Genomic DNA, 12,609 nt, shown 5'->3' with positions numbered 1-12,609 from the left:
CTGATTAAAAATAATCAGTATTTGAATTCTTTCTAATTAATTTATTTAAGTTCTACTTTTGCGCCAGCAGCTTCTAACTTAGCCTTGATCTCTTCGGCATCTTTTTTGTTAACACCAGATTTAACTTCTTTTGGTGCTCCCTCTACAAGATCTTTTGCTTCTTTTAAACCTAATGAAGTAGCTGCTCTTACTTCTTTGATAACATTAATTTTTTTATCACCTGCAGAAACTAACATGATAGTGAAATCATCTTTTTCTTCTGCTGGAGCTGCACCACCTGCTGCTGCTGGAGCTGCTGCTGCCATTGGAGTTACACCCCACTTTTCTTCTAATTGTTTTGAAAGTTCGGCTGCTTCAGCGACAGTCAAACTTGATAAGTCTTCAATAATTTTATTTAGGTCAGGCATATTTTTCTACTCTTTGGGTTGTGTTTCAGAATTTTCTGCGGACAAACTACTCATTTTTTCCGAATGTGCAAGCAAAATACTAATTAATTTTGATGCTGGAGCGTTTAAAATACCTACAATATTGGCTCTTGCTTCATCTAGTGTAGGTAAACTAGCAACATTTTGGACACCGGCCTGATCCAAGACCTCATCATCCATTATTCCACCAATTAATTTAAGATTCTCATTATCTTTAGCAAATTTAGATAATATTCTTGCAGACATTATTGCATCTTCACCAAATGCAACTGCCGTTGGACCTGTGAAAAGATTAGATAAATCTTTACACTTAGTCTTTTCTAACGCTAATTTTGTAATTCTGTTTTTAGTAATTTTAAAGACAATTCCATGCTCTCTCATTTTTGCTCTTAAATCATCTAACTGTGTCATTGTTAAGCCTTGATAGTGTGTAACCATCACGGCTTTACTACTCTCAAATTTAGAAGTCATTTCTTCAATATAATTTTTCTTTTGTTCTTTATTCATCATAACTATATCGATTTTCCTAATTTAACTTTGTATGAAACACCCATAGTAGAAGTTGCAAACACACCTTTTATTAAATCTCCTTTTAGAGTGTTGTTAGATTTTTCCTTTTCTAGTGCATCTATTATTGCATTATAATTTTTTAATAATTGATCATCACTGAATGATTTTTTTCCAATACTTACCCCAATGTTTCCATCTTTATCATTTCTAATTTCAACTTGTCCTGATTTCGCATCAGTAACTGCTTGTTTAATATTTTCAGATACTGAACCAAGTTTAGGATTTGGCATTAATCCTTTTGGACCTAAAACTTTTCCTAATTTCGAAAGTTTAATCATCATTCCCGGTGTACAAATCAATTTTTCAAAATTTAAATCTCCACCTTTTATTTGTTCTACAAATTCATCTCCACCAACAATATCTGCGCCTGCATCTTTTGCCTCTTGTGCTTTAGCGTCTTCACAAACAACAGCAACTTTTACTTTCTTACCTGTTCCTCCTGGAAGATTTACCACAGTTCTAATGTTGACTTCACTTTTCTTTTGCTTGTTATTTATTTGAAAACTTAAATCTAAAGATTCATCAAATTTTGTTGTGCAGTTTTTTTTCAGCTCAGGTAATAATTTTTCCATAGACTCTGCATTTAAGTCTTTAGTTTTTTCAGGCAATCTTTTATATCTTTTTGAAGCCATTACTCTTTCACCTCTATACCCATTGATCTAGCTGAACCTGCAATAATTTTTACTGCTTCATTTATGTCGTGAGCATTTAAATCATTCATTTTTTCTTTAGCAATATCTTCTAATTGTTTTTTTGAAATTGAAGCTACAATATTTCTTCCTGGCTCTTTTGATCCACCTTTTAATTTAACAGCTTCTTTAATATAAAAAGATGCTGGTGGTGATTTAATTTTAAAATCAAATTTTTTATCTTTATAAACAGTAATTTCAACTGGAACAGGTTTTCCAGCCATAGATTTTGTTTTGTCATTAAATGCTTTACAAAATTCCATTATATTAACTCCACGTTGACCTAAAGCAGGACCAACAGGAGGAGCAGGATTAGCTTGTCCGCCTTTAATTTGTAACTTTATAAATCCACTTATTTCTTTTGCCATTAACTTACTTTCTCAACTTGGTTATATTCTAAATCTACCGGTGTTGGACGACCAAATATAGAAACTGACACCTTAAGTCTAGCTTTTTCTTCATCAATTTCTTCAATCATTCCATTAAATGATGCAAATGGACCATCAACAACCTGAACTTTTTCACCAACGCTGTAATCTATACCAGATTTTGGCTGAGCAACACCATCTTTAATTTGGCCTAAAATCTTCTCAACTTCCTTATCAGAAACAGGTACTGGGATGCCTTTTGATCCAAGGAAACCACTTACTCTCTTTATTCCTTTGATCATATGATAAATATTGTTATCCATTTCACTCTTTATTAGTACGTATCCAGGAAAATATTTCTTTTTTCTTTGAATTCTCTTTCCTCTTTTAACTTCTGTAACATCGTGAGTTGGAACTATAATTTCTTCGAATTTCTCACTTATTTTAGCCTTATCCGCTTCTTCTTTAATTAATGAAGCAACTTTATTTTCAAAACTGGAATGTGATTGAACAATGTACCAATTTTTCATTAAATACTCACCTTTAATAACAATTCTAAGAAGAATTTAAGAACCTGATCTAATAAAAGAAAGAATAAAGACATTACAACCGCCATAACAAATACCATTAAAGCACCTTGCAAAGTTTCTTTCCAAGTAGGCCAAGTAACCTTGAAAGCCTCTTGTTTTACTTCCTGAATAAATTTAATCGGGTTCTTCATAATTCTTTAGCTCAAATTGGCAGGAGCGGAGGGACTCGAACCCTCAGCCTCCGGTTTTGGAGACCGGCGCTCTACCAATTGAGCTACACTCCTATTTATAGAGTTACTCTATAATTTTAGTTACTACTCCTGCTCCAACAGTTCTACCACCTTCTCTAATGGCAAAGTTTAATTTTTCTGCCATTGCAATAGGTGTAATCAGTTTAACAGTGAATTTAGCATCATCACCTGGCATAACCATTTCAGTACCTGCTGGTAATTCTACTTCTCCTGTAACGTCTGTTGTTCTAAAATAAAACTGCGGTCTATATTTTGTAAAGAAAGGAGTGTGTCTTCCACCCTCGTCTTTTTTAAGAATATAGGCTTGAGCTTCAAATTTAGTATGAGGAGTTATTGATCCAGGCTTACAAAGAACTTGACCTCTTTCGATGTCAGTTCTTTCAATACCTCTCAATAAAATTCCTACGTTATCACCAGCTTCACCTGAGTCTAAAAGTTTTCTAAACATTTCTACTCCAGTACAAACTGATTTTTTTGTTTCTTTAATTCCAACGATTTCAACTTCCTCACCAGTTTTAATTACACCAGATTCTACTCTTCCAGTTGCAACTGTTCCTCTTCCTGAAATTGAAAATACGTCCTCAACTGGCATCAAGAATGGTTTGTCAACTTCTCTAGCTGGTTGCGGGATATGTTCGTCAACAGCTTTCATTAATTCTAAAATTGAATTTTTTCCAATTTCATCATCTCTTTTTTCAACTGCTGCTAAAGCTGAACCTTTAACGATTGGAGTTGTATCTCCAGGATATTTGTATGAAGTTAAAAGTTCTCTAATTTCTTCTTCTACAAGTTCAATCATATCTTTATCATCAACTTGGTCTACTTTATTTAAGTAAACAACAATTGCTGGAATACCAACTTGTCTTCCTAAAAGAATATGTTCTCTTGTTTGTGGCATAGGACCATCAGCTGCATTAACAACTAATATTGCTCCATCCATTTGTGCTGCACCAGTAATCATATTTTTTACATAGTCAGCGTGACCAGGACAGTCTACGTGAGCATAGTGTCTTTTTTCAGTTTCATATTCAACGTGCGCTGTTGAAATTGTAATTCCTCTTTCTTTTTCCTCTGGAGCTTTATCGATTTGATCGTATGCTACAGCTGTTCCACCACCAGCTTCAGCTAATACATTTGTTATAGCTGCAGTAAGAGTTGTTTTACCATGGTCGACATGACCAATAGTCCCAATGTTACAGTGGGGTTTACTTCGTACGAATTTTTCTTTTGACATTTCTTTTTAACCTCAGTTTTTTTTTTGTTTCTTACTTTAATTTCTTGGAGCGGGTAAAGGGAATCGAACCCTTACATCCAGCTTGGAAGGCTAGCGTTCTACCATTGAACTACACCCGCACAACCCCAAGAGTAACACTCCATTGTTATTTAAAATTATATTAAATGGTGGAGGGGGAAAGATTCGAACTTTCGAAGACCGAAGTCAACGGGTTTACAGCCCGCCCCATTTGACCGCTCTGGAACCCCTCCTTTGGGGAAGTGTCCCCTTGTTCAATATAGCTTCAAATAACATGCGTTTTATATATTTTATTTATCCAAATGCAACACGTGATTTATTAAGAAAAACTATTAAAAAACGTGTAAAACACATCATAATTTTATGAATAAATCGTCTTTTTTTATTGTTGGTCAACATGCGGTAATGGAAGCATTACGTAATCCAAATAGGAAAGTTTTAAGAGTGTTTTTAACAGAGGATGCTAAAAAAAATATTCATAGAAAAAATCCAAATAAAAATCTTCTTGAAGAGGTAAAAGTCTATTTTAAATCAAAAAAAGAGTTAGACAAATACTCATCAAAAGAACAATTAATGCATAATGGATATGTTGCTGAGATTGAACATTTAGATCAACCAGAATTAAAAGAATTTATTAAAGAAAAAAATAATTTAACCTTTGTATGTTTGGATGAAGTTACTGATCCAAGAAATATAGGTTCACTCATTAGAAGTGCAGCATCATTTAAAATTGATGGTATAATAATTAAAGAGAGACATTTTCCAAAGGATAGTAAACTAATGTATAAATCAGCGAGCGGATGTATGGAGCATGTAAATATTTTTGAAGTTTCAAATATTAATTCTACCTTAAAAAATTTAAGAGAAAAAAATTTTTGGGTTTATGGTTTTGATTCAAAGGGCCAAAAAGATTTTACTGATGTCAAATGGGAAGGAAATAATATTTTACTTTTTGGATCAGAAGGATTTGGAATGAGGCAACACACTGGAAAATATGCAGATTTTTTTGTCAAAATTGACATCAATGAAGAAATAGAAAGTTTGAATATATCAAATAGTGCAGCAATAGTGTTTCATCATTTAAGTTATTTAAAAAAAAAGAGTTGATTATTTAACAAATAATTAATAATTATTGCGCATGCCCTTGTAGCTCAGTTGGTAGAGCAATTGATTTGTAATCAATAGGTCCGCGGTTCGAATCCGTGCGGGGGCACCACTTCTTTCTTTACCAAGCAGTTAACTTCAAACACTTATCAAAATTCTCGATACGAACATAGCAACCGAAGAATGACATTAATTTAAATGCAAAAAATCCTACAAATATAACTAAAGCAGCTATTATAATTGGATTAAATTTATTCATTAAATCTAACTTGTTTCTTTTCTTATTTGTTCAATTTTAATTTTTTTTTGTAGACTTCTATTTTTATCATAGAGAAGATTAAACTTAATTTTATTATTTATTTTAACTGTAATAGATTTTGCATTTCTTACTTCCAAATTATCTGCAACTGCACTAATGGGTCTCTTAGATGGATTGAGATTTGTGATAACAATTTTAGATTTATCATTAACTATTTTACCCTTCCACCTTCTTGGTCTAAATGCGCTAATTGGAGATATGGATAATTTTTTTGAATGAAGACTTAATATAGGTCCATGAACAGATAAATTGTAAGCAGTGCTTCCAGCAGGTGTAGACACCAAAACTCCGTCAGAAACTAATTTTTTTATAATTTGCCTAGAACCTTGTTTAATTGATAACGAAGCTGCTTGTCTGCTCTGTCTTAATACAGAAACTTCATTTATAGCAATAGATTTTTTGATTTGATTATTTTTATTTCTTACAATCATCTCTAAAGGAGAAATTGAAACCATATTTGCTTTAGAAAGGTTTTTTATTATATCTTTTGAGGAAAATTTGTTCATTAGAAAACCGTAGTTTCCAGAGTTAATTCCATAGAAAAATTTATTAGAATTTTTGTTTCTTTTAAGAGTTTGGAGCATAAAACCATCACCTCCAATAACAATAGTTAAATTTTTGTTTTGAAAATTATTAGAACTAATTTTTTTTAATAAAATATTTTTTATATTTAAGGATTTATTATTTTTATCAGAAATAATTTGTAGTTTGTTCATTTAATGGTGCCCTCGGCCAGACTCGAACTGGCACTCCGCAAGCGGCAAGGATTTTAAGTCCTTTGTGTCTACCAATTTCACCACGAGGGCATTAATGAATTTCACTGTTATATCCACAATTATTTATAACTCAACTATATTAAATTGTATTGGTAATCTCTAGCTTCTATTACCTCTTTTGGCAAATTAAGCTCAACATCACCAATTTTTATTATTTCATCTTTGTTGATATTTTTTTTCAATATTGCATTATCTGTTAAACCAAGTGGTAAAATCATTTCATTTTTTGAATTCTGAGATGTAATTAATTTACCTCTTGCACAAAACCCTCCTTCTCCATCGAGCTTTTCACCAACTTTTAAATCTTTTTTTGCAACACTTGCAACATCTGCATTATATTTTTTTGTATAACCTGTTGCTCTATTATCAAGCGCTATAGAATATATCGACTGAGCAAGTTCTAAACCAATATAATGATAAGGTCTCCATATTGCCGAGTAGTTTCCAGAGGAATCTGTGACCATTCCATAATCTTTAAAACAATTTTTTACATATTCATTTTGAGCTTTAATTACAATGTATACGCCCCACCTCAAGTCATTAGGAATATCTTTTTTATTTAGATCAATACTTGATATAACTTCAACTTGACCTTCAAAATCAATTAATCCACCATCTTTTTTTGGTATTAATTTTTTTGCTATATCATATACCCCAACTGGAGGAAAAGTTAATCCGTTAGAGGGACATTTAAGATTTGCAGCATTGCTTACTGCGCACATTTCAATTGCAGATTTATCACCACATAAAAAACTATTGAACATTTTAGGATTCATTCCTGACTCACTCTCTGCCCTTTCTTTAGTTAAACCATAATGACCCCAAACTGTATCGGGTGTGGAATACTCAAAACTTGGATGGTATTTTGTTCCTTTTCCAGCACAAATAACTTCAAAACCATTAAGTCTAGCCCATTCAATTTGTTCTATAATTAACGAAGGTTGGTCACCATAAGCCATTGAACAAATAACTCCATTTTCTTTAGCTAAATCTGATAAATATTTTCCACATGTGATATCTGCTTCTACATTAACTAAAATCAAATGCTTCTTTTCTTTTAAAATCTTTGCTGCATGGACAGTACCTACAATAGGGTTTCCTGTTGCTTCAATAAAGATTTCAATATTTCTATCAATAATTTGATCAAGAGAAGTTGTAAAATTAATTTTAGATACCTCTTCTTCACTTACTCCACTTTTTAAACAATTTTTTTTTGCTTGATCAATATTGAGGTCAACTATGCTATCAATTTTAATTTTATTTAAGTTAGAATATTGAGATAAAAACATACTTACAAATTTTCCACATCCAATAAAAGCTACTCTTATTGGATTTTTTTGATCTTCTAATTTTGTGTGTAAAAACATTTCAATTAAAATTGTAAAGCTTTTGTGAGAAATTTTTTATCTAACTTGCAATCTTTATATCCTCTTTTAACTATGTTTAGATATCTTTCTGTAGGAAACTTAAAAGGAGATTTCTTGACCATTGTATAAGTCATGACTTTTTTTCCATAATAATAAAAATAGTGTTTTTTATATAAAATTGGAAAATCCTCATAAACATCCAACTTTTTCTCATCACTTTTTGATATTTCAAATAATCCACCTGGTACGATCGAATTTTTTTTTGGCTCTATATCTGCTGCTCTATATTTACTTCTAAATGTTAATTTAAAATCTTTTAAGTTTATTTTTTTTAAAAAAACACTGTCTTTACATCTTCGTTTCATTTGAAAATGATGAAGATTGCTACCGTAAGCAAAATACAACATTAGCGCTCAACTACCTCAATTTTTTTTTCATTTACAAATTTTAAAATCTGCGAATTACAATCATCAATTTTATTTTGATCTTCTGATCTAATAACTATCGATACACCAAGCTTACCAGCATGAAAAAATGGGTAACTGCCAATCTCTACGTCCAAATTATTATTTTGTACTTTTGTTAATGAACTTGCTATTTCACTTTCAACTGTTCTTAAACTTATAGTTAAACTTTTGATTGGTTCACCTCCAACTATATTATTTGTTAATCCACCTAACATGGATTTTAATATAGAAGGAACTCCTGGTAGTGAGTAAACATTCTCAACATTAAATCCTGGAGCACCACTTGTTGGATTTAAAATAAGATTTGCATTTTCAGGCATCCATGCCATTTTTTGTCTTCCCTCATTAAATTCTCCAGGTTGATAATATTCTTCTAGAATTTTGAAAGCTTCCTTGTGAACTTCGTATTTTATTCCAAATGCTTTTGAAACTGATTGAGCTGTTATATCATCGTGAGTAGGTCCAATACCACCAGTTGTAAAAACATAATCATATTTTAATCTAAGTAAATTTAGTGTTTCAACTATAATATTTTCTACATCGGGAATTACTCTAACCTCCTCAACCTTTACCCCTATAGAATTTAACCAAGTTGCTAATGTTGAGGTATTAGTGTCTTGTGTTCTTCCAGATAAAATTTCATTACCAATAATTAAAATTGAAGCTTTAAATTTTGCTTTTTTATCCATATGAAATATATAATTTACTCATGGAATTTACCAAGTCTTTAGTAAAAGGCAAACTAATCAAACGTTACAAAAGGTTTTTTACCGACATAAAACTTGGTAAAGAAATTGTCACAGCTCATTGTCCTAACACGGGTTCTATGAAAGGTTTATTAGATGAAGGTAATGAAGTTTATTTGCTACCAAATAATAACCCTAAGAGAAAACTAAAGTTTGGACTTGAAATAATTAAATCAAGAAAAAATTTAGTAGGTGTCAATACTCATATGGCTAACAAGATAGTAAATCATGCTATCGAAAATAATTTGATCAAAGAATTAAAAAATAACGATAAAATAAAACCAGAGGTATTCTTTAATAAGGAAACTAGATTTGATTTTTTACTAGAAAAAAAAAATAAAAAAAGCTTTGTAGAGGTCAAGAACGTTACGTTATTTAGAGATAAAGAAACTGCTGAGTTTCCAGATGCCATTACTTCAAGAGGATCTAGGCATTTATTAACTCTTATTGATGCCATAAATAAAGGTTATAGTGGTTATCTGATATTTTTAGTTCAAATTCAAAATATGAAATATTTTAAAATAGCTAAAGATATCGATGAAGAATATTATGAAAATTATAAAAAAGCTAAAAGAGCTGGGGTAAATTTTCTTGCTTATAGATGTGATATAAGTTCAAAAAAAATTATTATAGATAAAAAACTTAAAATTTTAGATGAGTGATTATAAAGAAAAATTTGAAAAAATGAGAGTTGCTGGTGATTTAGCAGCAAGGACACTTGATATGTTAACTGATAACATTAAAGAAGGTGTCTCAACAGATTATATAGATAAATTGGGATATGAGTTTATAAGAGATAACGGAGGATATTCTGCTCCACTTTACTATAGAGGTTTTACAAAATCTTTATGTACTTCATTAAATCATGTTGTATGTCATGGAATTCCTTCAGATAGAGTCTTAAGAGATGGTGATGCGGTAAATGTTGATGTTACTGCAATTGTAGATGAACATTATGGTGATACCAGTAGAATGTTTTGCATTGGTAAAACACCAATTAAATTAAACAATCTAATAGATGCTACTTACGAGTCTATGATGAGAGCAATTAGAATTTTAAAACCAGGAGTTAAATTAGGTGATATTGGTCACGAAATTCAATCATTTGTTGAAGAAAAAGGATACTCTGTTGTTAGAGATTTTTGTGGTCACGGTATAAGTACAACATTTCATGAACCACCAAACATTTTACATTATGGAAATAAAAACTCAGGACCAGAGTTAAAACCTGGAATGACTTTTACAATAGAGCCTATGATAAATTCAGGTAAATATGATGTTAAAATGTTAAATGATGGTTGGACTGCTGTCACAAAAGATAAATCTTTATCAGCTCAATTTGAACATACGTTAGGAATTACTGAAAATGGTTATGAAATCTTTACAGAATCTGCTAAAGGTTATTCAAAGCCTCCATACTTATAATTAATGATTAAAAGATACTCTCGAAAAGAACTAACTGATATTTGGTCAGAGGAAAATAAATATAAAATTTGGTTAGATGTAGAAGTTGCAGCTGCTGAGGCTATGGAAAAACTTAGTAAAATACCAAGAGGGGTAGCTTCAATTGTTAGAAAGAAAGCAGTCATCAATGTAAATAGAATACATAAAATTGAATCCGAAGTTAAACATGATGTTATAGCTTTTCTTACCTCTGTTACAGAAAAAGCAGGAATTAAAGCAAGATATTTACATCAAGGCATGACTTCATCAGATGTACTTGATACCAGTTTTAATATTCAATTAGTTCAATCTGGAAAAATAATTCTCAAAGATATAGATCAAATTTTAAAAGTACTTAAGAAACAGGCAAAAAAATACAAAATGACACCATGTATGGGAAGAAGTCATGGAATTCATGCTGAGCCAGTTACTTTTGGATTAAAATTAGCATCTTTTTACGAGGAATTTAAAAGAAACAGAAAAAGACTTAAAGATGCAATAGATGAGGTGTCAACCTGTGCAATATCAGGAGCAGTTGGGACTTTTGCAAATATAAGTCCAAATGTAGAAAAGTACGTTGCAAAAAAACTAGGTTTAAAAGTTGAGCCAATTTCAACTCAAGTTATCCCAAGAGATAGACATGCTTTTTATTTTTCAGTTTTAGGTATTATTGCAGGTTCAATTGAGAGAGTTGCAATTGAGATAAGACATTTGCAAAGAACAGAGGTTTATGAATTACAAGAGTACTTTTCAAAAAAACAAAAAGGATCGTCTGCGATGCCTCACAAGAAAAATCCAATTTTAAGTGAAAACTTAACTGGTTTAGCTAGAATGGTTAGAAGTGCTGTGATACCAGCTCTAGAAAATATAGCGCTGTGGCATGAAAGAGACATTTCACACTCAAGTGTTGAAAGAAACATTGGTCCTGATGCAAATATTACAACAGACTTTGCATTAGTTAGATTAACAAATATTTTAGACAACATGATTGTTTACCCTAAAAAAATGTTAGAAAACTTGAATATAACAAAAGGGCTAATTTTCTCTCAAGAAGTTATGCTAGAATTAACTAAATCTGGTTTAAGTAGAGAAAAATCTTACAGAATGGTTCAATCGTATGCAAAAAAATGTTTTGCAGAAAACCTAAACTTATTTGATGTGATATCTAATGATAAGTTTATTATGAGCAAAATTACAACAAAAAGGCTTAAATCAATTTTTAGTTACGCAAAACACTTTAAAAATGTGAATTTGATCTTTAGAAGAGTTTTTAAATAATGAAAAAAGGGAAAAAACTATACGAAGGTAAAGCAAAAATCATTTATGCAACAAATGATAAAAATTTAGTTATTCAATATTTTAAAGACGATGCTACGGCATTCAATAATCAAAAGAAAACTACAATTGAAGGCAAAGGTGTTTTAAACAATAGAATATCTGAGCATATTCTTTCAAATTTATCTCAAATAGGAATTAAAAATCATTTAGTGAAAAGATTAAATATGCGTGAACAAATAATAAAACTAGTTGAGATAATTCCAATTGAATTTATTGTTAGAAATGTTGCAACAGGATCTATCACTAAAAGATTAGGTATTGAGGATGGAACTGTGTTAAAAGAACCATTAATTGAATATTGCTTAAAAGATGACAAATTAGGTGACCCTCTAATTGCAGAAGAGCACATAATAGCTTTCGATTGGGCTAGCAAGAAAGAAATTGATAAAGTCAAAAAAATGATACTGAGAATTAATGACTTTATGATTGGAATGTTTAGAGGAGTTGGAATTAAATTGATTGATTTCAAACTAGAATTTGGAAGGTTAAAATCTAATGGGAAGCAAGAAGTAATACTAGCAGATGAAATTAGCCCAGATACATGCAGACTTTGGGACAGTATTACTGATAAAAAACTTGATAAAGATAGATTTAGAAAAGATTTAGGTGATTTAATTCCAGCCTACACAGAAGTTGCTAAAAGATTAGGTATTTTGCACGAACAATCAAATGTAAGTGCCGTGAATGTAACAAAATTATCATCTGTAAAGAGAAAAAAGAAATGAAAATCTCAGTAGTAATCACTTTAAAAAAAGATGTACTAGATCCACAAGGTAAAGTTATTCATCAAACTTTAGATGGCATGGGCTTTGATGATGTTAATGAAGTTAGACAAGGTAAATATTTTGAAATTGATACAAAAGAAAATGATCCCAAAAAAGCTAAAGATAAAGTTGAAGAAATGTGCAAAAAACTTTTAGCCAATCTTGTAATTGAAAACTATAAAATTATTGATCTAAAGTAA

17 protein-coding genes and 5 tRNA genes are annotated in these 12,609 nt (G+C 30.9%); 7 read left to right on the top strand and 15 right to left on the bottom strand.

The window, feature by feature from the left end; genetic code table 11:
- Positions 1-41: 41 nt before the first annotated feature.
- From rplL to ACTTAY_RS02065, 10 genes are all read right to left on the bottom strand, one after another.
- Positions 42-407: a 50S ribosomal protein L7/L12 gene (gene rplL, locus ACTTAY_RS02110; RefSeq protein WP_262589092.1), complete on the bottom strand. Its 366-nt coding sequence runs from the start codon at positions 405-407 to the stop codon at positions 42-44.
- Between the two features lie 6 nt (positions 408-413).
- The gene (rplJ, locus tag ACTTAY_RS02105) at positions 414-932 is read right to left on the bottom strand and encodes a 50S ribosomal protein L10 (protein WP_428081222.1); all 519 of its coding nucleotides are present in this window, start codon (positions 930-932) and stop codon (positions 414-416) included.
- Between the two features lie 5 nt (positions 933-937).
- Positions 938-1,627, bottom strand: coding sequence for a 50S ribosomal protein L1 (rplA, locus tag ACTTAY_RS02100; protein ID WP_440672188.1), 690 nt, complete (start codon positions 1,625-1,627; stop codon positions 938-940).
- Positions 1,627-2,052 (bottom strand): 50S ribosomal protein L11, encoded by a 426-nt coding sequence (rplK, locus tag ACTTAY_RS02095; RefSeq protein ID WP_262589090.1) that lies wholly within the window; start codon positions 2,050-2,052, stop codon positions 1,627-1,629. The genes rplA and rplK overlap by 1 nt, the downstream gene beginning before the upstream one ends.
- Positions 2,052-2,582 (bottom strand): transcription termination/antitermination protein NusG, encoded by a 531-nt coding sequence (gene nusG / locus ACTTAY_RS02090; protein WP_262589089.1) that lies wholly within the window; start codon positions 2,580-2,582, stop codon positions 2,052-2,054. Before nusG ends, rplK begins: the two co-directional genes overlap by 1 nt.
- The gene (gene secE, locus ACTTAY_RS02085; RefSeq protein WP_262589088.1) at positions 2,582-2,773 is read right to left on the bottom strand and encodes a preprotein translocase subunit SecE; all 192 of its coding nucleotides are present in this window, start codon (positions 2,771-2,773) and stop codon (positions 2,582-2,584) included. The genes nusG and secE overlap by 1 nt, the downstream gene beginning before the upstream one ends.
- A 17-nt stretch (positions 2,774-2,790) precedes the next feature.
- Positions 2,791-2,866: transfer RNA gene (locus tag ACTTAY_RS02080), tRNA-Trp, on the bottom strand.
- A gap of 10 nt (positions 2,867-2,876) precedes the next feature.
- On the bottom strand, positions 2,877-4,067 hold the full coding sequence (gene tuf / locus ACTTAY_RS02075) for an elongation factor Tu (protein WP_262589086.1): 1,191 nt from the start codon (positions 4,065-4,067) through the stop codon (positions 2,877-2,879).
- Between the two features lie 45 nt (positions 4,068-4,112).
- Positions 4,113-4,186 (bottom strand) — tRNA-Gly (locus ACTTAY_RS02070).
- Positions 4,187-4,232: 46 nt separating this feature from the next.
- Positions 4,233-4,318 (bottom strand) — tRNA-Tyr (locus ACTTAY_RS02065).
- A gap of 130 nt (positions 4,319-4,448) precedes the next feature.
- Here ACTTAY_RS02065 and rlmB point away from each other — a divergent pair.
- Together rlmB and ACTTAY_RS02055 are read left to right on the top strand one after the other, a co-directional pair.
- The gene (gene rlmB / locus ACTTAY_RS02060; protein WP_440672187.1) at positions 4,449-5,192 is read left to right on the top strand and encodes a 23S rRNA (guanosine(2251)-2'-O)-methyltransferase RlmB; all 744 of its coding nucleotides are present in this window, start codon (positions 4,449-4,451) and stop codon (positions 5,190-5,192) included.
- Between the two features lie 33 nt (positions 5,193-5,225).
- A tRNA-Thr gene (locus ACTTAY_RS02055) sits at positions 5,226-5,301 on the top strand.
- Between the two features lie 152 nt (positions 5,302-5,453).
- On the opposite strand, the gene ACTTAY_RS02050 is transcribed toward ACTTAY_RS02055, so the two are convergent.
- From ACTTAY_RS02050 to ACTTAY_RS02030, 5 genes are all read right to left on the bottom strand, one after another.
- Entirely contained in the window at positions 5,454-6,224 is a 771-nt protein-coding gene (locus ACTTAY_RS02050; RefSeq protein ID WP_440652363.1) for an NAD kinase, read from the bottom strand.
- 4 nt (positions 6,225-6,228) lie between these two features.
- A tRNA-Leu gene (locus tag ACTTAY_RS02045) sits at positions 6,229-6,314 on the bottom strand.
- Positions 6,315-6,358: 44 nt separating this feature from the next.
- Entirely contained in the window at positions 6,359-7,651 is a 1,293-nt protein-coding gene (locus tag ACTTAY_RS02040) for an NAD(P)H-dependent oxidoreductase (RefSeq protein WP_440672186.1), read from the bottom strand.
- Positions 7,652-7,656: 5 nt separating this feature from the next.
- Positions 7,657-8,058 (bottom strand): gamma-glutamylcyclotransferase family protein, encoded by a 402-nt coding sequence (locus ACTTAY_RS02035; protein WP_440672185.1) that lies wholly within the window; start codon positions 8,056-8,058, stop codon positions 7,657-7,659.
- Positions 8,058-8,807: a competence/damage-inducible protein A gene (locus tag ACTTAY_RS02030; RefSeq protein ID WP_440672184.1), complete on the bottom strand. Its 750-nt coding sequence runs from the start codon at positions 8,805-8,807 to the stop codon at positions 8,058-8,060. Before ACTTAY_RS02030 ends, ACTTAY_RS02035 begins: the two co-directional genes overlap by 1 nt.
- A 20-nt stretch (positions 8,808-8,827) precedes the next feature.
- Here ACTTAY_RS02030 and sfsA point away from each other — a divergent pair, with 20 nt between their 5' ends.
- The 5 genes from sfsA to purS are packed head-to-tail and all read left to right on the top strand — an operon-like array spanning position 8,828 to position 12,609.
- Complete coding sequence (gene sfsA / locus ACTTAY_RS02025) at positions 8,828-9,526, top strand: DNA/RNA nuclease SfsA (RefSeq protein WP_440672183.1); 699 nt, start codon at positions 8,828-8,830, stop codon at positions 9,524-9,526.
- Complete coding sequence (gene map, locus ACTTAY_RS02020) at positions 9,519-10,289, top strand: type I methionyl aminopeptidase (protein WP_440672182.1); 771 nt, start codon at positions 9,519-9,521, stop codon at positions 10,287-10,289. Before sfsA ends, map begins: the two co-directional genes overlap by 8 nt.
- A 3-nt stretch (positions 10,290-10,292) precedes the next feature.
- Positions 10,293-11,585: an adenylosuccinate lyase gene (gene purB / locus ACTTAY_RS02015; protein ID WP_440672181.1), complete on the top strand. Its 1,293-nt coding sequence runs from the start codon at positions 10,293-10,295 to the stop codon at positions 11,583-11,585.
- Entirely contained in the window at positions 11,585-12,370 is a 786-nt protein-coding gene (gene purC / locus ACTTAY_RS02010; protein ID WP_440672180.1) for a phosphoribosylaminoimidazolesuccinocarboxamide synthase, read from the top strand. The genes purB and purC overlap by 1 nt, the downstream gene beginning before the upstream one ends.
- Positions 12,367-12,609 carry a phosphoribosylformylglycinamidine synthase subunit PurS gene (gene purS / locus ACTTAY_RS02005; RefSeq protein ID WP_262589074.1) on the top strand — a complete coding sequence of 81 codons (243 nt, stop codon included), beginning with the start codon at positions 12,367-12,369 and terminating at the stop codon, positions 12,607-12,609. The genes purC and purS overlap by 4 nt, the downstream gene beginning before the upstream one ends.

This window comes from Candidatus Pelagibacter sp. HIMB1715, from assembly GCF_052047595.1.
GTDB lineage: Bacteria > Pseudomonadota > Alphaproteobacteria > Pelagibacterales > Pelagibacteraceae > Pelagibacter.
This window is presented reverse-complemented; position numbering and strand designations above follow the sequence as displayed.

Excerpts from the sequence above, each read along its gene's own strand:
- rplL (WP_262589092.1), bottom strand. The coding sequence starts at position 407 with ATGCCTGACCTAAATAAAATTATTGAAGACTTATCAAGTTTGACTGTC.
- rplJ (WP_428081222.1), bottom strand. The coding sequence starts at position 932 with ATGAATAAAGAACAAAAGAAAAATTATATTGAAGAAATGACTTCTAAA.
- rplA (WP_440672188.1), bottom strand. The coding sequence starts at position 1,627 with ATGGCTTCAAAAAGATATAAAAGATTGCCTGAAAAAACTAAAGACTTA.
- rplK (WP_262589090.1), bottom strand. The coding sequence starts at position 2,052 with ATGGCAAAAGAAATAAGTGGATTTATAAAGTTACAAATTAAAGGCGGA.
- nusG (WP_262589089.1), bottom strand. The coding sequence starts at position 2,582 with ATGAAAAATTGGTACATTGTTCAATCACATTCCAGTTTTGAAAATAAA.
- secE (WP_262589088.1), bottom strand. The coding sequence starts at position 2,773 with ATGAAGAACCCGATTAAATTTATTCAGGAAGTAAAACAAGAGGCTTTC.
- tuf (WP_262589086.1), bottom strand. The coding sequence starts at position 4,067 with ATGTCAAAAGAAAAATTCGTACGAAGTAAACCCCACTGTAACATTGGG.
- rlmB (WP_440672187.1), top strand. The coding sequence starts at position 4,449 with ATGAATAAATCGTCTTTTTTTATTGTTGGTCAACATGCGGTAATGGAA.
- ACTTAY_RS02050 (WP_440652363.1), bottom strand. The coding sequence starts at position 6,224 with ATGAACAAACTACAAATTATTTCTGATAAAAATAATAAATCCTTAAAT.
- ACTTAY_RS02040 (WP_440672186.1), bottom strand. The coding sequence starts at position 7,651 with ATGTTTTTACACACAAAATTAGAAGATCAAAAAAATCCAATAAGAGTA.
- ACTTAY_RS02035 (WP_440672185.1), bottom strand. The coding sequence starts at position 8,058 with ATGTTGTATTTTGCTTACGGTAGCAATCTTCATCATTTTCAAATGAAA.
- ACTTAY_RS02030 (WP_440672184.1), bottom strand. The coding sequence starts at position 8,807 with ATGGATAAAAAAGCAAAATTTAAAGCTTCAATTTTAATTATTGGTAAT.
- sfsA (WP_440672183.1), top strand. The coding sequence starts at position 8,828 with ATGGAATTTACCAAGTCTTTAGTAAAAGGCAAACTAATCAAACGTTAC.
- map (WP_440672182.1), top strand. The coding sequence starts at position 9,519 with ATGAGTGATTATAAAGAAAAATTTGAAAAAATGAGAGTTGCTGGTGAT.
- purB (WP_440672181.1), top strand. The coding sequence starts at position 10,293 with ATGATTAAAAGATACTCTCGAAAAGAACTAACTGATATTTGGTCAGAG.
- purC (WP_440672180.1), top strand. The coding sequence starts at position 11,585 with ATGAAAAAAGGGAAAAAACTATACGAAGGTAAAGCAAAAATCATTTAT.
- purS (WP_262589074.1), top strand. The coding sequence starts at position 12,367 with ATGAAAATCTCAGTAGTAATCACTTTAAAAAAAGATGTACTAGATCCA.